Annotated in this window: 15 protein-coding genes; 11 read left to right on the top strand and 4 right to left on the bottom strand. The window is 65.0% G+C overall.

What is annotated here, in order from left to right:
• The first annotated feature begins 3 nt into the window (after positions 1–3).
• The 4 genes from RQP54_RS01935 to RQP54_RS01920 all read left to right on the top strand — a co-directional run bounded on the left by RQP54_RS01935 (position 4) and on the right by RQP54_RS01920 (position 4,096).
• Positions 4–969 (top strand): chemotaxis protein CheX, encoded by a 966-nt coding sequence (locus RQP54_RS01935; RefSeq protein ID WP_315676482.1) that lies wholly within the window; start codon positions 4–6, stop codon positions 967–969.
• A 26-nt stretch (positions 970–995) separates the two neighbouring features.
• Positions 996–1,367, top strand: coding sequence for a response regulator (locus tag RQP54_RS01930; RefSeq protein ID WP_315676481.1), 372 nt, complete (start codon positions 996–998; stop codon positions 1,365–1,367).
• A gap of 71 nt (positions 1,368–1,438) precedes the next feature.
• Complete coding sequence (locus RQP54_RS01925; RefSeq protein ID WP_315676480.1) at positions 1,439–2,278, top strand: 2OG-Fe(II) oxygenase family protein; 840 nt, start codon at positions 1,439–1,441, stop codon at positions 2,276–2,278.
• Between the two features lie 15 nt (positions 2,279–2,293).
• The gene (locus RQP54_RS01920) at positions 2,294–4,096 is read left to right on the top strand and encodes a hypothetical protein (RefSeq protein ID WP_315676479.1); all 1,803 of its coding nucleotides are present in this window, start codon (positions 2,294–2,296) and stop codon (positions 4,094–4,096) included.
• Here the strand turns inward: RQP54_RS01920 and RQP54_RS01915 are convergent.
• Positions 4,093–4,893 (bottom strand): crotonase/enoyl-CoA hydratase family protein, encoded by an 801-nt coding sequence (locus tag RQP54_RS01915; RefSeq protein WP_315676478.1) that lies wholly within the window; start codon positions 4,891–4,893, stop codon positions 4,093–4,095. The genes RQP54_RS01920 and RQP54_RS01915 overlap by 4 nt on opposite strands.
• A 66-nt stretch (positions 4,894–4,959) precedes the next feature.
• On the opposite strand from RQP54_RS01915, the gene RQP54_RS01910 reads away from it, so the two are divergent.
• The 5 genes from RQP54_RS01910 to RQP54_RS01890 all read left to right on the top strand — a co-directional run bounded on the left by RQP54_RS01910 (position 4,960) and on the right by RQP54_RS01890 (position 14,020).
• Complete coding sequence (locus RQP54_RS01910; protein ID WP_315676477.1) at positions 4,960–6,864, top strand: c-type cytochrome; 1,905 nt, start codon at positions 4,960–4,962, stop codon at positions 6,862–6,864.
• A gap of 4 nt (positions 6,865–6,868) precedes the next feature.
• Positions 6,869–8,737, top strand: a complete 1,869-nt coding sequence (locus RQP54_RS01905) for a type IV pili methyl-accepting chemotaxis transducer N-terminal domain-containing protein (RefSeq protein ID WP_315676476.1) — start codon at positions 6,869–6,871, stop codon at positions 8,735–8,737.
• On the top strand, positions 8,734–9,417 hold the full coding sequence (locus RQP54_RS01900) for a response regulator (RefSeq protein ID WP_409997519.1): 684 nt from the start codon (positions 8,734–8,736) through the stop codon (positions 9,415–9,417). The genes RQP54_RS01905 and RQP54_RS01900 overlap by 4 nt, the downstream gene beginning before the upstream one ends.
• A gap of 213 nt (positions 9,418–9,630) precedes the next feature.
• Positions 9,631–10,329, top strand: a complete 699-nt coding sequence (locus RQP54_RS01895) for a Crp/Fnr family transcriptional regulator (RefSeq protein WP_315676475.1) — start codon at positions 9,631–9,633, stop codon at positions 10,327–10,329.
• Positions 10,330–10,363: 34 nt separating this feature from the next.
• Complete coding sequence (locus RQP54_RS01890) at positions 10,364–14,020, top strand: DUF748 domain-containing protein (protein WP_315676474.1); 3,657 nt, start codon at positions 10,364–10,366, stop codon at positions 14,018–14,020.
• Positions 14,021–14,048: 28 nt separating this feature from the next.
• On the opposite strand, the gene RQP54_RS01885 is transcribed toward RQP54_RS01890, so the two are convergent.
• Complete coding sequence (locus RQP54_RS01885; RefSeq protein WP_315676473.1) at positions 14,049–15,092, bottom strand: pirin family protein; 1,044 nt, start codon at positions 15,090–15,092, stop codon at positions 14,049–14,051.
• A 74-nt stretch (positions 15,093–15,166) separates the two neighbouring features.
• Here RQP54_RS01885 and RQP54_RS01880 point away from each other — a divergent pair, with 74 nt between their 5' ends.
• Complete coding sequence (locus tag RQP54_RS01880; protein WP_315676472.1) at positions 15,167–16,348, top strand: sialidase family protein; 1,182 nt, start codon at positions 15,167–15,169, stop codon at positions 16,346–16,348.
• A complete protein-coding gene (locus RQP54_RS01875; protein ID WP_315676471.1) occupies positions 16,345–17,043 on the top strand; it encodes a hypothetical protein in 699 nt (232 codons plus the stop codon). Before RQP54_RS01880 ends, RQP54_RS01875 begins: the two co-directional genes overlap by 4 nt.
• A 60-nt stretch (positions 17,044–17,103) precedes the next feature.
• On the opposite strand, the gene RQP54_RS01870 is transcribed toward RQP54_RS01875, so the two are convergent.
• Together RQP54_RS01870 and RQP54_RS01865 are read right to left on the bottom strand one after the other, a co-directional pair.
• Positions 17,104–19,011, bottom strand: a complete 1,908-nt coding sequence (locus RQP54_RS01870; RefSeq protein ID WP_315676470.1) for a GspE/PulE family protein — start codon at positions 19,009–19,011, stop codon at positions 17,104–17,106.
• A gap of 213 nt (positions 19,012–19,224) precedes the next feature.
• Positions 19,225–20,982 (bottom strand): ArnT family glycosyltransferase, encoded by a 1,758-nt coding sequence (locus tag RQP54_RS01865; protein ID WP_315676469.1) that lies wholly within the window; start codon positions 20,980–20,982, stop codon positions 19,225–19,227.
• Positions 20,983–20,995 lie beyond the last annotated feature (13 nt).

Raw genomic sequence — 20,995 nt, 5'->3', positions numbered from 1 at the left:
GCCATGACGGACATCACGCGACTGGAAGCCAAAGTTCTCCTGCTGGAAAGTGATTCCGTCCAGCGTGATCGATTGCGTGCGTTCTGTGCCGAACTGGGGCTGGTGGCGCTACCAAGATCGGCGGCTGAGGCACTGCTGGCCTTGGACGAACACAAGGATCTGGCGGGCGTCTTGCTGGCACAGGACATGCCCTGTGCCCAGGGCGATGGGATTGGCCTGGGGCTGGCCATTCGGGCCCAGCGACCGGAGTTGCCGGTGTTCCTGCGCCGCAGCGCTGGGCGCGAGCCGAGCGCGGACGAAAAACAGACTTTTGCGCTGCTTTGGGAAGCGGGTGACATGGATGCGCTACGCACCGCCGTGGAACGCACCATCTTCAGTCTGCTGTACCCGGTGAGTCTGGTGCGGGGCGTGGTGGACCTGTCCTTGTCGAGCCTGCGTTCCATGTTCCCGAATGCCCAGGTCGACGCTGACCCTCCCTATGTGGTGCACGACCGGATCATCCACGGTGAAATCTCGACGCTGATTGCCTTGGAGAGCACCTGGTGCCGTGGGTACATGATGTTGCAGACGCAGGAGGATGCCTTGCGCCAGGGGCTCGTTCAGGGCCTCAGCTACGAAGGTGTGGGGGGCGATTTCAATTTTCGCGAAATCAACAACATGCTGGGCGAGATCACCAACCTGATCTGGGGCGCGTTCAAAAACCGCTACATTCCCCCACAGGCTTTTGCCAACCAGCAGACCCAGGTGCCCATCGTCATCAATCATGCGCACAGATACATTTCGTTTGGGTCGCCGGACCCGCAGCTGTGCATTCGCTACCACCTGCGCGACCGCACGCGATCGCACGCTGTTCCGTTGACCATCGTGCAGCGTTTCATCTTCAACCTGCACTGGTCACCTGAGCAGTTTGCAGAGTTTTCTGTCCCTACGGCAGAATCGGACAACACGGGTGAATTGGACCTTTTCTGAAGGGTCGGGCACAAGGAGAAAAGGCAATGGCGAATGTTCTGGTCGTGGATGATTCCAACACCATGCGGGAGCTGGTTTCGGGGTTCCTGAGCAAGAACGGTTTTGATGTGGTCACGGCAACCGATGGCCGCGACGGACTGCAGCAACTGCGCAACGACCCCGACATCAAGCTGGTGGTCAGCGACATCAACATGCCGGTCATGGATGGCCTGGCCATGGCCGAAAAGGTTCGTAACGAATTGGGCAACACGGCCGTGCGCATCATCATGCTAACCACCGAGGACAACGCGCACATACGAGAACGCGGCAAGGAAGTCGGTGTCAATGGCTGGATCGTCAAGCCGTTTCGGGGCGAGGCCGTGCTTGGCCCGTTCAAGAAGTTCTGCGGGCTGGCCTGAACCCCAGACTGCTGGGGCGGCAAGACGGTCCGGCTACCCTGGTTATTGCAGCAATTCAACAGGAGAACAGCATGCAGGTGCAGGTGGTGGACTATGCGGCAGCCGATGCCCCTGCTCGGTTTGCCCAATCGCTTCGGGATACCGGATTTGGAGTCTTGGTGAACCACCCGTTGTCGCAGAGCCTGGTCGAGAAGATCTATCGCGACTGGCTCGCGTTCTTTGATGGTGACGAAAAGCACCACTTTGCGTTTTCCAAGGAGACCCAGGATGGATATTTCTCCACCGAGGTTTCCGAGACAGCCAAGGGACATGCGCTCAAGGACCTGAAGGAGTTCTTTCACGTCTATCCGTGGGGGCGGATTCCTGCGGACCTGCGTGACGATGCCCTGACCTATTACGCGGAGGCCACGGCATTGGCGTCGGAACTGTTGGGCTGGGTGCAGGACCATACACCCGCGGATGTGCAAGCACAGTTCAGCGAACCGCTGCCGTCGATGATTTCCGGTCGGCATAACAGCCTGCTGCGCGTGTTGCGCTATCCGCCCCTGCGCGGCGATGAAGCCCCGGGGGCGCTGCGGGCCGCTGCACACGGTGACATCAACTTGCTGACCATTCTTCCCGCAGCCAACGCCCCTGGTCTTCAGGTGCTCGGACGCGACGGACGCTGGGTGGACGTTCCCTGCGATTTCGGTATGCTGATCATCAATACTGGAGACATGCTGGCCGAGGCGTCGCGGGGCTATTACCCCTCTACCCAGCACCGTGTGATCAACCCCAGCGGTGAGGAGGCACGGCACAGCCGGGTGTCGCTGCCGTTGTTCTTGCACCCGCGTGATGAAGTGGTGCTGTCACCGCGTCACACCGCGCAGAGTTACCTGCTCGAGAGATTGCGGGAGTTGGGCGTCAAGTAGCGGCCTTGTCTGGCGATGCAGGAAGAGGACATCCAGGCCGCGCAGCACTACGCAGCTGCCTTGTACGCGAGAGGGGCATTTGACGAAGCCCTTGGGCAGATTGAGTCGATTGGTCCGCGCCTGGGGCATACGGGCGCCTGGCATTACAACCGGGCGCTGGTGCTTGCGCAATTGCATCGCTTTGATCAGGCGTTGGAGGCGCTGGCGCAGGCTGCGCAACTGGGCATGCCAGCGGCGGAGGTCGCCTGCCAAGAGGGTGTCATCTGGCAAATGCAGGGGGCTCTGGCACATGCTCAGCAGGCCTACGCGCGGGCACTGGACTTTGCGCCGGACCATCAGCAGTCCCGGGTCAATCTCGGGGCCGTCTTGCTGGAGCGAAAGGACTATCCCGCCGCCCGTGATGTGCTGGAGGCGGTCGTTGACCCCTACTGCGACCATGCGGGTGTGCTCGGGGCGTGCTGGTTGGCGCGGCGCCATCTTGCCCAATGGGACGAGCATACCCAGCGACATGCCACGCTGGTGCTGCAGGGATTGCAGTGCGAGATGCCGGTGGCAGAGGCGTTTACGACCCTCGCGCTCTGCGATGAGCCTGAGGTGCAACGCACTGCCGCTCGGCTGTGGAATTCGCGTGCACAGGCACGGCATGCAGTGCGCCCAGCCTCCGGTGTGACAGCCGGCGACAAGCTTCGCATAGGCTATTTCTCCAGCGATTTTCATGACCATGCCACCATGCACCTGCTGGCCGGCGTGCTGGATAACCATGATCGAGCGCGTTTTGAAGTGCTGTGCTTTTCCTGGGGGCCGCCAACCCGCGATGCCTACCAGCTGCGGGCCATGGGCGCAGCCGATGCATTCATTGAAGTCCACGACATTTCTGACCAGGCGGTGGCCGATCGGGCCCGTGCGCTGGAGATTGACCTTGCGATAGACCTCAAGGGCGCGACCCACAATGGACGTCCAGGCATTTTTGCTGCCCACGCTGCTCCTGTGCAGGTGAATTTCCTCGGCTACCCTGGCAGCATGGGTACCTGCTGGTGGGACTACCTGATAGCGGACGCCTGCGTGATCCCGGCAGGCGATGAACGGCTGTTCAGTGAACGGATTGCACGCTTGCCCCACTGCTACCAACCAAATGATGCCGCAAGGGTGCTGCCTGACGCTTTTCCTTCGCGGGCTGCCGCGGGTTTGCCCGAGACAGCGGTGGTGCTGGCCTGCTTCAATGCCCACTACAAGATTGGCCCCGAGGTGTTCTCGGCTTGGCTGGAGATCCTGCGCGCCGTTCCGCATGCCGTACTCTGGTTGCTGGAAGGTCACCCGCTGGCGCGGCAGAACTTTGTGGACGCCGCGCAAGCCCAGGGTATAGAAGCAACGCGGCTGGTGTTTGCGCCCTGGTTACCCCAGGCCCAGCACTTGGCGCGTCTTCCGCTGGCGGATCTCGCGCTCGATTCCTGGCCCTGCAACGCCCATACCACGGCCAGTGATGCCCTGTGGATGGGAGTGCCCTTGGTCACTTGGGCTGGCCGCAGTTTTGCCAGCCGGGTCGCTGCCAGCACAGTCCTTGCGGTGGGGATGCCCGAACTGGTGTGTCGTGATGCGACGCACTATGTGCAGCGAGTCATCGAGCTTTCCCGCAACGAAGCGCAGCGGACGGCCTTGCGCACGCGCCTGACTGCGGCGCGGCCCAGTGCCCCCCTGTTCGATACGCGGCGTTACATCCGCAGTCTCGAAGCCGCCTGGGAAGCGATGGTGATGCGCCACCGGTCGGGCCTGGCGCCTGCCCACTTTGCGGTTCAGGAAAGCGACGGCGGCAGGCTTTAGAACTGCCCGTGGCGCCCGGTGCCGCGGCTGAACATTTTTGCACCTTCCAGGGCATCGCCAATTCGGCTGCGGCCTGCGTCCCATTCCTGGCGCAAGGCCTGCTCCAGGGGCACGTCCCACTGGGCGTAGGCGCTGGCGCGGTCGGCACGCAGCGTGGCCTGCGGGAAGCGCGCGAGTTGCTGGGCCAGCTCCAAGGCAGCCGTGCGGGCCTGCCCAGTCGGCACGACGCGGTTGGCCAGTCCCATGGCCAATGCCTCGCTGGCCTCCACCTTGCGTCCAGTCAGGATCAGATCCATTGCATGGCCCATGCCCACCAGTCGTGGCAGGCGCACGGTGCCACCGTCGATCAGCGGCACGCCGAAGCGGCGGCAGTAGACGCCGAAGTAGGCGTCTTGCTCCACCACCCGCAGGTCGCACCACAGGGCCAGCTCCATGCCGCCGGCCACCGCAGCACCGGATACGGCAGCAATCACGGGTTTGGACAGCAGCATGCGTGAAGGCCCCATCGGGCCTGCAGGATGGGGCTGGTCGGAAGGCCACTGCAGGTAGTCCATCCGGTCCCGCGCCTGGGGATCCTGTGCAAGTTGCGCACCTGCCTGCAAGTCCCATCCGGCGCAGAAGTTTCCGTGTGCGCCATGGAAGACTGCGACGGGGCTGTCCGCGTCCTGGTCGAACGCGGCAAACGCTGCATACAGTGCCAGCGCGGTCTCACGATCGACTGCATTGCGGACCTGGGGACGGTCAAGGGTCACCACGGTGATGGAGTCGACGCGCTCCAGGGTAACGGCAGATGTCATAGGGGCATGCTGGGTTAAGGCGCCATTGGGCGGCAGATAGGGGTCGGAGTATTGATAATCCGTGCCATGTTCGAAAGCTTCATTGTCCCTTTCCGTACCGTGTTGGCAAGTGTGCTGATGTGCGTGGTCCACAGCGTGTTCGCGGCACCGTTCGAAGACAGCATGGCGCAGCGCACCTTGGCATGTACCGGCTGTCATGGCGCACAGGGTCGCGCCGGTCCGGATGGCTACTACCCACGCTTGGCCGGGAAACCCCAAGCCTACCTCTACAACCAATTGCTCAACCTGCGCGAGGGTCGGCGCCATTACGCCCCCATGCAGGCCTTGCTGGCACCCTTGCCCGATGCCTACCTGCACGACATCGCACACTATTTTTCACAATTGCAGGTGCCCTACCCGGCACCCAGCACGCCGGGTGTGGACGCCGCCCTGCTGCGCCGGGGGCGCCAACTGGCCCAGGAGGGCGATCCGGCCTTGGGCTTGCCTGCGTGCGCCCAATGCCATGGCAGATCCCTGACCGGCACCCTGCCGCAGGTGCCTGGCCTACTGGGATTGCCGCGCGACTACCTCAATGCCCAGTTGGGTGCCTGGCGAACCCACCAGCGCCAAGCCCACGCGCCCGACTGCATGGCCGAAGTGGCCCAGGCGCTTCAGGCCCAGGACGTGGCAGCCGTCACCCACTGGCTGGCGTCACAGCCCGTCCCTGCGCATGCGGCACCGCAAGCACAGCCCACGCCCTGGCCCCAGGGCGTAACACCCCGTCGTTGCGGTACTGCCCCTGTGCCTGCAGCCGTGACAGCCTTGCCGCAAGGCAAGGATGCGCAGGTTCAACAAGGAGCCTATCTGGCCCGCTTGGGCAATTGCGCCAGTTGCCACACCGCGCAGGGCGGTGCTCTGTATGCCGGCCAGCGCCCCATCGAGACGCCGTTTGGTGTGGTGTATTCGAGCAACCTCACGTCCGACGCCAGTACCGGTATCGGTGCCTGGAGCAGCGAGGATTTCTGGCAGGCCTTGCACCATGGACGCTCGCGCGACGGGCGGTTGCTCAGTCCGGCGTTTCCGTACACCAGTTTCAGTCGCATGACCCGCGAGGACAGCGATGCGCTGCTGGCGTTTCTCAAGACGGTGCCGGCGGTGGTGCAACCCCAGCGTCCCCATGCGCTGGCCTGGCCATTCGGTAGCCAGGCCGCACTGCGCGTGTGGCGGGCTCTGTATTTCAGCCCGCAGACTTATGTGCCTGACACCGCACGCAGCGCTGCATGGAACCGCGGTGCCTACCTGGTGCAGGGTGTGGGGCATTGTGGTGAATGCCACACGCCGCGCAACGCGCTGGGTGGCAGTACGGGTGAGGCCCTGTCGGGTGCACGCATGCCGGTGGGCAACTGGTGGGCGCCGTCGCTGCGCGACGCCGCGGCAGCCGGCACGCCCGCGGGTCAGCGCGACGCCACCGTGCGCCTGCTGCTGAGCGGCATGGCCGACCATGGTCAGGCCAGTGGGCCGATGGCCGAAGTGGTGCAGGGCGGCACCCAATACCTGCGTCCCGATGATGCACAGGCCTTGGCGGAATACCTGGAAAGCCTGGTGCCGCAAGGGGTGGTAGCGCCTGCGCCCAGAGGCACCACGCTGTCGGCCTCACAGCATGCCGAGGGAGAGGCCCTTTACCGCAAGCACTGTGCCGATTGCCACGGCACAGCCGGTGAGGGCGTGGCCGGTGCCTATCCTGCCCTGGCGGGTAGCCGTGCAGTCCAGTCCGCGCAGCCCAACAACCTGATATACACCGTGCTCCATGGCGGCTTTGCACCGGTTACGCAGCGTAACCCCAGGCCTTTCGGCATGCCGCCTTTTGTGTTGACCCTGAGCGATGCGCAGGTGGCGCGCGTGTTGAGCTACGTGCGCCAATCCTGGGGCAACCAGGCGCGTGGCGTGGATGAGGCGCAGGTAACGCTGGCGCGCAACCAAAGAGGTCGCTGAAACCATGGCAAACCCACAACGACGATGGGGGCTGGCGACCAAGCTGGCCGTGCTGGGCGTGCCCCTGGTGGTGTGTGCCTTGGCGGCGATGGCCTTGACCTTGTGGCTGTCGTTCCAGTTGGATGGCGGCGTCGCCGCGGTCAACGAGGCCGGTCGGATGCGCATGCAGGCCTACCGCCTTTCACTGGCAGTCATGCAGGGTGATCCGGAAGAAGTCAGTGCCTTGAAGTCAGAGTTCGACCAAAGCCTTGACCTGCTGCGTCATGGAAATCCGGTCCGGCCGCTGGCTGTGCCCTGGGACGGGACGAGCCGCGAACGGTTTATGGAGGTGGATCGCAGCTGGCAAGCCTATTCGGCGCGGTGGATTGCTGGTTCCGCCAGCGATACGCGCCAACTGCGGGCCGACACACAGGCCTTCGTTGCGACGATTGAAGCCTTTGTCCAGACGGTCGAATTGCAGCTGGCCCAGTGGACATCGCTGCTGCAGTTCCTGCACACGGGGGTACTGGTCGTGTTCAGTATCTGGGTGATCGGCTTGATGGTCGGGGCCTACTCCGTGGTTCTGGAGCCGGTGGGTTCATTGCACCGTGCCATGGGTCAGGTGCAACGTGGCCAATGGAACACCCGTGTCTCCCGCGACAGCACCCTGGAGTTCGATGACCTCGCGCTGGGTTTCAATGCCCTGATCGAACACTTGGAACAGCTCTACGGTTCACTGGAGCGCAAGGTACAGGAAAAGACGGCAGAATTGCACGAAAAGCACGAGCGCCTGGAGCAGCTCTACGGAGTAAGCGCCCTGGTGGGTCGGGCCAGTAAGCTGGACGAACTTGCACAGGCGTTCACCGGTGCAGTGCAAGGCATCGCCAAGGCGGACGGAGTGGCGCTGCGCTGGTCAGACCAGGCCAATGCGCGCTACCTGATCCTCGCTTCCAACGGCCTGCCCGAGGCCATGGTAGAGGCGGAAAATTGCCTCGATGCGGGCCAATGCTATTGCGGACGCCCGACGCCCGACGACGTGGGCATGCGGGTGATTCCGATCCATAGCTTGCCGGCGACATCGCTTCGCCATTGCGAGCGCGCCGGGTTCAGCTCCATCTACACCGTTCCCATCTTGCTTCACGACCGTCTGTTGGGTGAAGTGAACTTCTTCTTCCGCAGTCCCACCGAGCCGACGGCCGCAGAGCGTGCGCTGCTGGAGTCGCTCAATACCCAGTTGGCGAATGCGATGGAAAACCTGCGCCATTCGGCCCTGGCGCGCGAAGCAGCGGTATCGGGCGAGCGGCACCACCTGTCCCGCGAGCTGCATGATTCGATTGCCCAGTCGCTGGCGTTCCTGAAGATCCAGGTCAACCTGCTGCGTGACGCCGTATCGGGCGGTGATCCTGCGCAGGTCCACACGGTGGTGGAGGAAATCGATGCCGGTGTGCGCGAATGCTATGGCGATGTGCGCGAACTGCTGATGCATTTCCGCACCCGCACCAACACCGAGGACATCGTCCCGGCTCTGGAGACCACGCTGCGCAAGTTCGAGCACCAGACCGGTGTGCGTGCGGTGCTGGACGTCGAGAGTCTGGGCGTCCCTCTGGACGCGGACGTACAGATCCAGGTGTTGCACATCCTGCAGGAAGCGCTGTCGAACGTGCGCAAGCATGCGCGTGCCAAGCAGGTGTACCTGCGGGTGCGCGGGCAGCCGCATTGGCGCTTCGAGGTGGAGGACGACGGCTTGGGCTTTGCCACCGATGCTCCCCGTGCCGAGACCCACGTGGGCATGGGCATCATGGCCGAGCGTGCCCAACGCATCGGGGCGCGGTTGGAGGTCGATTCACAGCGGCACCATGGGACCAAGGTAGTGCTGGTATTGTCGCGGGCATGAACATCAGTCTGTCGAATTCTCTGCGTGTGCTCATCGTCGACGACCACACCCTGTTCCGCCGTGGCCTGGGTTCACTGTTGGCGCGCGATCCGCGCATCGTGGTCGTGGGCGACGCGGCCGACGCAGGTGTCGCGCAGCGCCGCGCGCTGGAATTGCAGCCGGACCTCATCCTGCTGGACAACCATCTGCCAGGAGTCACCGGGGTGGAGAGCATTGCTGCCTTGCTGGAATTGGCGCCGCGTACCCGTGTGGTCATGCTCACGGTGAGTGAAGACGCCCAGGACATGGCCGCTGCGCTGCGCGCAGGTGCTGCCGGCTACCTGCTCAAGACCATGGATGGTGACCAGCTGATTGACGCCATGGTGCGCGCCGCACGCGGAGAGACCGTGCTGGCGCCGGAGATGACTGGAAAGCTGGTGACGGCCTACCTTGGTGCCGCGTCCGTTCCGGCGCCACTCGAACAGCCCTTGGCCGCCGCTTCGCCGCTGGACAGCCTGTCGGCCCGTGAGCGGGAAATTCTCCGTGGCATCGCGCGCGGTGCCAGCAACAAGGAAATTGCCCGTGATCTCGGGATTGCCGAAGCCACGGTCAAGATCCACGTGCAGGGGGTGCTGCGCAAACTGCAGGTCAGTTCGCGGGTGCAGGCGGCAGTGGTGGCCGTGGAAAACGGGCTCAACTGACGCCGTTCCAGACTGCTTTTAGGGCAGGTCTGGCGGCCTGGAGTTGACCCAGATCAAGCGAATTTGAATCCCTTGCCGGCTAGTTCTTTCGAACTAGGCTGTCTTGTCGCGGGGTAGTTCTTCGCGGCCTGTTTTACCCCCTAGAGAGCTAGTTTCACGACGGGCTTGCCCCCCTAAAGTTGACACAAATCAACGCACCACAGGGATTGCACCATGCTCGCAGAATGCTTCGATGCACAACGCCACTTGTCCAACATGCCGCTGTTCAGCGGCTTCTCGCAGGCCGAGCGCGAGCAGGTTGCGCGCGGCAGCCAGCTGCGACGGTTCGGGCGCGGCGACATGGTGTACTGGGCTGGCGAACACTGCGATGCGTTCCACTTCGTCATCTCCGGCCAGGTCAAGCTGTACGTGGCCTCCAGCAACGGCATGGAGAAGGTGGTGGAGCTGGTCGGACCCGGGCAGAGCTTTGCAGAAGCCACCATGTTCCTGCCCGAACCGCACCTGCTCAATGCGCAGGCCTTGCAGGAGAGTCTGATCCTCTCCGTGAGCAAGGAAGCCGTGTTTGAGGAAATCCAGCGCAATCCCGGGTTCTCGCTGCGCATGCTCAGTGGCATCTCGCATTGGTTCCAGCGGCTGCTGATGGACGTGGAAAGCTATTCGTTGCAGAACGGCATGCAACGCCTGATTGGCTACCTGCTGCGTGACGTGGACCTTGGCGCAAAGGCCAATCCGGGTGTGGTCACGGTAGCGCTGCCGGTCAGCAAGGCAACGATTGCCTCGCGGCTCTCACTCACCCCGGAATACTTCTCGCGCGTCCTGCACCAACTGGAGGCCGACGGTCTGATCGAGGTGTGCCGACGCGAGATTCGCCTGCTCGACGTGCATCGACTGGCGCGCTACGGCACGCACTGAGTCCAACGCGGGCGCCAGTCCGTATCATGTGCGCATGGACACGCATGCGCACACACCATTCCAGAGAGTTTTCCAATCTGCCTGGGGGCGGCGACTGGCCTGGGGTGCCGGTGGCCTGCTGCTGGGCTGGCTGATCGCGTGGCTGGTGGTACCGGCCGTGGTCAAGGCGCAGGCGGAGAGGCTAGGCAGTGCTGCGCTGGGGCGTGCGCTGACGATAGGCGCGGTGGACTTTCGACCCTGGTCGCTGGAGCTCACGCTGCGTGACGTGCGTGTGTCTGGGGCAGACCCTGCCCAGGCTGCGGCACAGCTGGAAATCGCGCGCATCTACGTCGACGCCGAGCTCGAGTCGCTGTTGCACCTGGCCCCGGTGATCGACGCGGTGGAGATCGATGCGCCCCACGTGCGCCTCACCCACCAGGGCGATGGGCATTACGACATCGATGACATTCTGGCCAAGCTGAACCAACCGTCCGACACGCCAAGCAGCAGCCCGGCGCGACTGGCCCTGTACAACCTGGTCATCAACGACGGCGCGCTGGACTTTGCCGATACCACGCCGAAGGGTGTGGTGCAGCACCGCGTGCGCAAGCTGCATCTGGCGGTTCCCTTTGTCAGCACCCTGCCGACCCAGCGCAACGTGAACGTGGAGCCGCATCTGGCGCTGGAAGTGAATGGCAGCGCCTGGGACTCCGCGGCACAAGCCACCCCTTTTGCCGAGGCCCGCAAGGGAGAAGTCCAACTGGCCGTGCATCAGCTTGATGTGAAACCTTACCTGGCCTACTGGCCCGCCGCCTTGCCGGTGCGCCTGCAGAGCGCGGTGCTGGACGCTGACCTGCGCGCGAAGTTCGAGCAAGCCCCATCTGCCAGCGTCCAGGTGTCCGGTAGCGTGGCGCTGGGTGCAGTCTCGGTCACGGACGCCCGTGGTCAGCCGCTGCTGGACCTGGATGCCTTGCGCGTGAATGCTGCCCGCATCGAGCCGCTGGCTGGACTGGTGGAGCTGGCTTCGGTCGAGCTGGACGGACCCAAGCTCGCCCTGGAGCGGCTGAAAAATGGCCAGTTCAATTTCGATGCAGGCTCCAAGCCGGTAACTGTCGCTACGAAAAAAGAAGCGGTTCACGCAGTAAATACGCGGGCTACAGGCCAAAATGACTCCAAAACTGGGGCGACACCCTGGCGTGTGGCGCTGGCCCAGCTCAAGCTGCACGGTGGCGAGCTGCAATGGACCGACCAGACTACCACCCCGCGGGCCCAGCTGCGCCTGGAACAGATGGCACTGGAAGCCAGCCAGCTCCAGTGGCCACCAGGCGACCAGGCTGCCCAGGCCCAGGGCAGCCTGCGCATTGCCGCCAAGAAACCGGCCGAGCTGAGCTTCCAGGCCCAGGGTACGTCCGATGCGGGCCAGGCCTCGCTGGCGGTGCAGCAGCTGTCGCTGGCCATGGGTGCACCCTATGTGGCGCAATTCCTGGTGCCTGAGCTGGCGGGTGTGTTGGACGCCAATGCCGCCCTGCGCTGGAAGGGGGGCGAGCTGCAGGCTACGCTGGAGCGCCTGCGCGCCCGCGACCTGGCATTGGTGCAAGCAGGCACCGAGGGCGCGGCGCTGCCGCAGGTCAAGGCCTTGGAGGTCGACAATGCCCAGGTGGATCTGGCCCGGCGCACGCTGCGTGTGGGCAAGGTCCGTGTGGCTGGCCCGTCGGCCGACGTGGAGCGTGGGCCCGAAGGCCAGTGGATGTTCGAGCGTTGGTTGCGCCCCACCGCACCCTCGCAAGCTGATGCGCCAGCGCAGGCAGCAGGCAAGCCCTGGGATATCCGTGTGGATGAGGCGCTGGTCGATGCCGGCACAATGCGCTTGCGCGACCGCAGTGTGCGCCCGAGCGTGCGGCTGGAGCTGAGCGCGCTGCAGGTGCACGTTCAGAAATTCAGTGCCGCCGGCAAGGAGCCGGCCAGCATCCGCCTCGGGGCCAAGCTGCGGTCGGGTGAAGTGACTGCCGGGCAGTTGCAGTTCAACGGCACTGCCGCCTGGTCGCCGCTGGCGGTGCAGGGCAAGTTGCTGGCACAGGACGTGCCCGCCCACGCCTTGGTGCCCTATGTGGCCGACCGCCTCAACGTGGAGGTGGTGCGCGCCGACGCCAATTTCGATGGCAGTGTGCAGTACCGCGACACCCCCCAGGGCCCCAGCGTCCAGGTCGATGCGGACCTGGCCCTGGAAGACCTGCGCATGAACACCCTCAGCGGGGACGAGGGGCGCGACGAGCTGCTGAGCTGGAAGGCGCTGAACCTGCCGGGCGTGGTGCTGCGCATGACGCCGGGTGCGCCATTGCAGCTCAAGCTGCGGGAAGTGGGCCTCAACGACTTCTATGCCCGTGTCATCGTGAACCCGCAAGGCCGCCTGAACCTGCAGGACATCGTCAAGACCGACAGCCCGTCGGCCTCGTCTGCAGCGCCCGTTGTGGCCGCTTCGGCGCCAGCTGCGCCTGCGGCCGCCGTGGGCGAGCCGGTGATCGACGTCGGGCCAGTCACGCTGGCCCACGGCCGGGTGCAGTTCTCGGACCGGTTCATCCAGCCCAACTACTCGGCCAACCTCAGTGAACTCAACGGGCGCCTGAGCCAGTTTTCGTCGCGCCCCGTGGATGGTGCGGTGCAGCTGGCCGATCTGGAAGTGCGCGGGCGGGCCGAAGGAACGGCCACGCTGTTCATCGGCGGCAAGCTCAACCCCCTGGCCAAGCCCTTGGCGCTGGACATCCAGGGCAAGGTGCGCGACCTGGAACTCTCGCCGCTATCGCCCTATGCCATCAAGTACGCGGGCTACGGCATCGAACGCGGCAAGATGAGCGTGGACGTGGGCTACAAGGTGCAGCCCGACGGCAAGCTCGATGCGACCAACAACATCGTGCTCAACCAGCTGCAGTTTGGCGACAAGGTCGAAGGCGCTCCCAATAGCCTGCCGGTCAAGCTCGCGGTGGCCTTGCTGGCCGACCGCAATGGCGTCATCGACATCAACCTGCCCATCAGTGGCTCGCTGAACGACCCGGAGTTCAAGATCGGCGCCGTGGTCTGGAAGATCATCACCAACCTGATCGTCAAGGCCGTCACGGCGCCGTTCAACCTGCTGGCCAGTGCCTTCGGTGGTGGCGGCGGTGACGAGATGAACGCCGTGCCCTTTCCCGACGGCAAGAGCAGCTTGGGCAAGGATGCCACGGCCACTCTGGACAAGCTGGCCAAAGCGCTGGTCGAGCGGCCATCCATCCGCATGACCGTGGTGGGCGAAGCCAGCTTCGCGCTTGAGCGCGAGGCGCTCAAGCGCGAGCGGCTCAATACCCTGCTGCTGGGTGAGAAGCGCCGTCGTGCCGTGATTGACGGGCAGGACGCTACGGCAGTGGTGTCTGTTGACTCGGGTGAGTATTCCGCGTTGCTCAAGCAGGTGTATCGCCGCTCCGACGTCAAGAAGCCACGCAACCTGGTGGGCATGGTGAAGGACCTGAGCGATGCCGACATGGAAAAGCTGCTGCTGGACAGCATCACCGTCTCGGAGGAGTCGGTACGTGAGCTGGCCTTGGCCCGTGGCGTGGCGGTGAAGGAGTACCTGGCGAGCCGCCAGGTGCCCGTGGAGCGGGTGTTCCTGGGGGCCATCAAGACCAGCGGCTTCGACGTGACCTGGGCGCCGCGCGCCGAGCTGTCCTTGCAGATGCCTTGAGCCGGGCGCTGGTCAGCGCCCCTGCGCGTTAGGCGCTGGCGCCGCGCGGCTCCTCGACACTGTGATCCGGTCGCCGTGCAAAGCGCCCCTGGGTGGCGGGGTGTACCGGGTCAGGGCGTCCCCAAGGCCAGCCACCGAATTCGGTGCGGCGGTAGTCGGCAAATGCCTGTTCGATCTCGGCCCGGGTGTTCATCACGAAGGGGCCGTACTGGGCGACGGGCTCGCTGATGGGGCGGCCCTGCAACACCAGCACCTCGCAGGCCGTGCCGCCCGCATGCAAAGGGCAGTCCTGGGCCGCATCCACCTCCACGGCGCAGTGGCGGTCGGCTACCTGATCACCCAAGCGCAGCTGGTCACCCAGGAAGAAGTACAGCATGCGCCGTGTGTCCGAGCCGGCTGCTGCGGGCAGGGTCCATTGCGCGCCTGCGTCCATGCGCACCGTGTAGATGGCCACGTCGCTGCCCGCGCGGCTGGCCCAGGACTCGGGTGGTGGCGGCAGTGCCTGGGTGCCGTGCAGGTTCCCGGCCACGACCACCACCTCGGTGGTCTTGCCCTGTGCATCGGTGTGGGTGACGCGGGGAATGTCCTCAGCCCAGAACATGGAGAAGTGCGGCGTGGCCATCTTGAAGCGGGCGTCGAGGTTGAGCCAGATCTGGAACAGCTCGGCCGGGTTGGCGCGGTCGGTGTGGCGCAGCGGAAACATCTCGCAATGCTGGATGCCGGCACCCGCAGTGAGCCACTGCACATCGCCTTCGCCATAGCGGGCGGTGGCGCCCAGGGAATCGCTGTGGTCGATCATTCCGGCGCGGGTGACGGTGACGGTCTCAAAGCCCCGGTGGGGGTGGGCCGGAAAGCCCGGCACGGGGTGGCCGTGGTACAGGCTGAAACCGTTTTGGCCGCTGAAGTCCTGGCCCAGGTCCCGTCCACGCAAATGCTGCGGCGCCAGGCCTTGCTCGGGTGTGCCCTCGGGGTACGCGTCGTGGTGGTGGACACAGAACAGGAACGGGTCGATGGTGGGCCAGGGGCCGGGTTGAAGGGCTGCGGCGGAAAGGATCAGGGGGGTGCTGGACATGGCGGCATTGTCGCCCGATTGGTTTCGCCTCTGTGGCGTGGGGGAACTGCGGTGCCAGCGACTAAGATCGGCGCATGGATCGGACCGTGCTATTGCATTACCGCAGTGTGCGCCTGGGGCTGTGGGCCACGGGCGTGGTGCTGGCCGCTGCCCTCGGTGTGTGGCTGCAAGCACCGATGGACAGTTCGGCGGCACGCATGCCGGCGGTGCAGTCAACCCAGGGCACACCGGTGCGTGCCAAGACGCTGCAGCGCGTGGCGCAGGGCGATGTGCCCAACCCCGACGGCGCCAAGGCCGGGCATGCGGCTTCGCTGGTGGAGATGGCACCCGACGATCCGGCCTTGCTGACCTTGTTCTGGTTCTCGGGTGAGCGCGAAAGCGGACCGCAGGTGCAGATCGTCGCCGCCCAGTGGCTGCGCGCCACGCAGGCCTGGACTGCGCCGCGCACGGTGGTCAACCGCCATGCGATGGGGGAGCTGCTGGGCCACGGCATCCGCCGACTGGGCAATCCGGTGGCCTGGCGTGATGCGCAGGGCCGCATGCACCTCTATGTGGTGGCTACGGGGGGCGGGGGCTGGGCTGCGGCCCGCATCCTGCACCTGCGCCAGAAGGGGCCGTCACAGGCGCTGGAGCAACTGCAATTTGAGCCAGAGCGGGTGCTCCCGCTGTCGTGGCTGTGGAACACGAGTTTCCTGGTGCGCAACGGGCCACTGCCGCTGGACGATGGTGGCATGGCACTGCCGGTGCATTTCGAACTGGGCGCCAAGATTCCGGCCGTGCTGCGGTTGGACCGGGAAGGCCGTCTGGTGGGCATGGCGCGGGTGTCGTCACGCGACCATGTGCTGCAGCCGGCCTTGCTCCCCTTGGGCCCGCAGCATTGGCTGGCGCTGATGCGCGACGAAAGCCTCAAACACCGCGTGGCGGTGGCCGAAACCACCGACGGCGGGCGTCGCTGGCAGGACTTGCCGGATTTGGACCTCCCCAACCCGGATGCCTCCGTCGCGGCATGGAGCCTCGGTGCGGGCGAGCACCTGCTGGCCTACAACCCGATCGAGAGTGGACGTGAGCGCCTGGACCTGGCCCGCAGCCATGACGGCATCCACTGGCAGCAGCAACTGGCCTTGCGCACCGGGCAGGTGGAGGACGAGTTTTCCTATCCGGCCCTGCTGTGGGCCGAGGGCAGCCTGTGGGTGGCCTATACCGTAGACCGTGCTCGCCTGGCCTGGCAGCGACTGGCTCCGCAGGAGACGCCGTGAACCTACCGACCGTGTTGTGGCAGTTCTGGGGGGAAGCGAGTGCGGCCCTGCCTGCGCTGGGCTGGCAGCAATCCTGGCTGCGCCTGGGCTGGGGCCTGGTGCTGTCGGCAGTGGGGGTGGCGTTGCTGGGGTGCCTGGGGCGCCGACGTGCAGGGGTACCGTCCAGGGCCGTGGTACTGGCTGCAAGCGGTTTGGTCTGTGGATGGTGTCTGTTGCCCGGAGCGTGGTCGCCGGCGTTTTGGCTCGGCCTGGCCTTCCAGGCACCGAGCCTTGCGGCGGGTGCTGTGGCACTGGGCGTGTTGGCAGCATCGGGGGCGGCAGGCCTTCGGTGGGCGCGTGGGGCGCAGGCCGCACTGACGCAGGCCCGCGACTGGGCCGGGGCGGGTGCGCTGCTGGGCTGGGTACTGCTGCTGGACAGCTTTGCGTTGTGGCCGTTCTACCTCTATCCGGCAGGATTTGCCCCGGGCGCACTGGTGCTGTTGCTTGCCTGCCTGCTGGCGCCATGGGCCTGGCGGGGCGGCAGCTGGCAGCAGCAGCGTGCGGCGCTCACGGGTGTGGTGGTGCTGCTGTGCTACGGGTTGATGCACCTTCCCAGCGGCAATGTCTGGGATGCCATGCTGGATCCATGGCTGATGCTGCTGTGCCATGGTTTGTTGCTGCACAGGTTGTGGTGTTGCTACCGAAAAGGTAGCTGACTACGCATTCATTCCGCCGGGTTGGGCCGGTTTACTATGTTCATGGGGCTGGTGGTACGGCTACATGCAGGCCCGGTAGACTTCGGCCAGTGACACGGCTCCGGTGCGCGCCAGCTTGACGCCGTTCGCTGCCAGGCTGACCATGCCGCTGGCGGCGGCCGATTCGCGGTAGACGTCGGCCGCCACGGAGGCGCCCACACACTGCGCAAGGGCCTTGTCCATGGTCATGAGCTCGTAGATCGCCTGACGACCCGAAAAACCGGTGCCGTGGCAGTGTTCGCAGCCTGCACCGCGGTAGAACACTTCGTCGGGGCCGACCCCCAGGTTGGACCGCATCAGGACATCGACCGATTCCTCCACGCGGCAGTGCGGGCAATTGCTGCGCACCAGGCGCTGAGCCAGCACACCGATGACGGCGGAGCGGATCAGGTAGGGCTCCACACCCATTTCGATCAGGCGCACCAGAGCGCTTGGGGCGTCATTGGTATGCAAGGTGGAGAACACCAGGTGCCCGGTCAGGGCGCTCTCCACGGCGATCTTGGCGGTTTCGAAATCCCGCATCTCGCCGATCAGGATGACATCGGGGTCGTGGCGCAGGATGTGGCGCAGGGCCCGCGGAAAGGTGAACTGGATCACTGGGTTGGCCTGGATCTGGATGATGTTCTCGAGTTCGTACTCGATGGGATCTTCGACCGTGATGATGTTGACGTTCTGTTGGGCCACTTCCTGCAAGGCTGCATACAGTGTCGTGGTCTTGCCTGAGCCGGTCGGTCCGGTCACCAGCACGATGCCCATGCTGCGTCGGAGCAGATCGCGCAGACGGGCCAGGTCGGTCGACTCGAAGCCGATGGCGTCGAGGTTGCGCATGTCGGCGCGCCGCGCCAGGACGCGTATCACCACACTTTCGCCGAACTGGGACGGGATGATGGAAATGCGCAGGTCCACATCGGCCTGGCTTTCGCTGTAGCGGATGCGCCCGTCCTGGGGCAGCCGGTGTTCGGCGCTGTTCATGCTGGCCAGGATCTTGATGCGCCCAACGACCGGCGGCAGCAGCGCGCGGCGCATGGTGCGCGCGACGACCAGGGTGCCATGGATGCGGTAGAGCACCTGGAAGGTCTGTGGGCCTGGGCGCAGGTGGATGTCGGAAGCCTGGCGGGAGATGCCTTCACTCAGGATATTGTTGACCAGGCGCACGATGGGCGCCTGGCGCGCCAGCGCCTCGGCTTCACTCCACAGGCGCTGCTCGTCGGCATCGTTGTCGGCTTCGATGGCGCTGATGGCCAGCGACTCCAACTCCTCGGACTCGGTGTGGCTGCCATAGCAGCGCGGCAAGGCAGCATGGATCTGCGTCGCCTGCGCCAGGACAGCGACGATGCGGCATTGGCTGGCAAATCGCAGCATGCGTTGGGCATCGCCGTCCATGGGTGAACCCAGGGCCACGAGCAGCACGTCTGCCTCGCGCATCAAGGGTAGAACCTGCAGACGTTCGGCAATGTCGGAGTGCAGGCTGGCCAGTGCCTGCGGTGTCGGTTGCATCTCGGTCAGGTCGACGACCGGAACATGGGCCAGCACACTGGCAATGCGCAAGGCCTTGTTCATGTCGCAGGCCTGCGAAACGCCCTGCTGGTGCATCGCCACCAGATGGGCGGCGAGTTCGGCCGTGTCTTCGTGCGGATGGCTGATGCGTAGCTCGAACGCCTTCTCCAGGCAGGCTTGCCCAGCCACCTTCAGCATGGCGCTGCAGCTTTCGGCAGGCATGACATGGTAGGTGCCGTGGTGCAGCATGTCGCGCAGGGCGTCCAGATGCCGAGCGCGCCCGTCGTTGCGCTCATCCCATCCCACGGAGGGTGGGAGCAGTGGCGCCGGACTGGTGTCATGTTCGGGCCACTGCTGGGGGGCTGCAACGGGGGCAGCAAAATCACCGCTGAGCAGCGGATCGACATCCTGGTCGTGGGGGTAGTGGCTCATGGAATGCTCTGTCAGGTTGCTTCATGCTCGCACTTCCACTATGACCGATGGTTGATTTGTGTCAACTTCGTGCAGCGTTGCTTCCGATGTCGCAGGTGAAGCCCATCCACTACTTGTCTTCCCGATGTTCCGATCGCGCACAGTATTGGCAGGACCAGCGAATGGTCCTCCTCAAAGCCGCTCCCGTTCCGGGTGTGGCTTTATCTTTGTTGCTCACATGGCAGGAACAAGCAACCATTCGCGCCGGAACAGCCATTGCTGCGGGTACCACAGGTTGTCCAGCGTGACCTCTCCCGTCTTGTGCCGGCTTTTCACATGCCAGCGCGTCGCCAATACCCGGCACTGCGGTGTGCAGCTAGGCTCCGTTTCAGCCAGATCGTCCTGCAGCCAGACCACGGCATCGAATTCCCGCAACAAACGCATCAGACGCGCATCGCTTGCCATGTCGGGGTAGAGCGCGCCAGTGTTGCGCCCCTCGGCGTCATAGGGCGTGATACGCGCATGGTCCAGGCGGAAATGGAAGCGTTCGTACTGGCCGGTAAACCCATTGGGCACTGCCACACGCTTGTCACGGAGCGCCTGCTGAATGTCCGGCCCCCAGGCGGTATCGGCAGCGGACAGCGGCGCCACCATCGCGCCAAAGCAGGCGTACACGGCGGCGGTGGCTGCCAGGGCGGCGGTCCTGGTCCAGTTTCTGAAGAAAAATCCGGCTGAAACCGCCGTAATACCTGTGCTGGAAGCTACCAAAACCAGAGCAACATCGGTGTTCCCGGACACACCCATGTCGGCCATGACCCAGCCGATGCGGGCCAGCAGTATCAGGGCTGGGGCCAGCAGCAGCAGGGTCAGCGCAAACCAGATGCGGGGAATGCGGTCCCAGACCAATGCCATGGCGATGGCGATGGCGGGCATGGCGGGAATGAGGTAGCGCTCGGAGCGCTGGCTGGGCAGGGTGAACACGACCAGCCAGACCAGCACCCAGGCCAACACCACCCGCTGCGGATGCGCCAGCGCTGCCAGTTGCCCCCGCTGGCGCAACTGCCACACGGCCCACAGACAAAAGCCGCCCACCACCAGTACCAGCAGCCCCCCATTGGCCGGGTAGGCATACAGCTGTGTCCACATCGGGTAGGCGCCGAAGAGGGCAGCGTGCCAGTAGCCCAGCCCGCCGGACATCTTTCCGGCGTTTTCAGCGACCACGAATTCCTGCCAGACTGCGGCCGGATCGGGATCGAGCACGAACCACAGGGCGAAGAGGCCCACGCCGATCAAGGTGCTCCAGGCCAGCTGCAGACTGGTGCGCCACAGCAGCGGCCAGGTGATGCGGGGGGCCGTGAGCAGCCAAGCCGCCCACACACTTGCAGCGGCGGGTGCTACCAGGGCGAAGGATTTGTAGGCGGCCCCCAGGCCCATGGCCACGCCCATCAGGGTGGCGGCCAGCCAGCCCATGTGTTGCTGCTCGGCCTGGCGCAGGCGTTGCCACAGCACCCACCACATGGGCAGGGCCAGCCAGAAGGTCTCCGGGGCCGAGGTGAGGTAGGCCCGGCCATAGCGAAAGGTCGAGAAGAACAACAGGTACAGCGCGGCCGCGATGCAGGCCGTGCGCCACTTCTGTGCGGCATCGGTCTGCAGGCGGTGGGCGAAGAAGGCCAGCATGCCCGTCGTTGCGAAGGTATAGAGCACGCTGGGCAGGCGCAGTGCCGCCAGCGACCACCACTGGCCCCAGCCACCGGCGACCATGGCCTGCCAGATCAGCAGCGGGGGCTTGGTGTTGCGCGTGCCCACCAGCTCGGACTGCAGCGGCAGCCAGTGGCCGCTCTCGGCAGTCATGCGGGCAATGTGGATGTACACCATCTCGTCGCCATTGGTGGGCGCATAGGGACTGCCCAGGCCCAGCAGGTACAGTAGGGCTGCTATAAAAACAAGAGCTATCAACGCAATATTGGCGCGGGCTTGGTGGCGAAATGGCATGAAGTCAGGCGGC

Origin of the sequence: Curvibacter sp. APW13 (genome assembly GCF_032337135.1) — a bacterium.
Taxonomy (GTDB): domain Bacteria; phylum Pseudomonadota; class Gammaproteobacteria; order Burkholderiales; family Burkholderiaceae_C; genus Allorhodoferax.
Note: the sequence above shows the minus strand (reverse complement) of the source record. Positions and strands in the feature narration are given on the sequence as shown.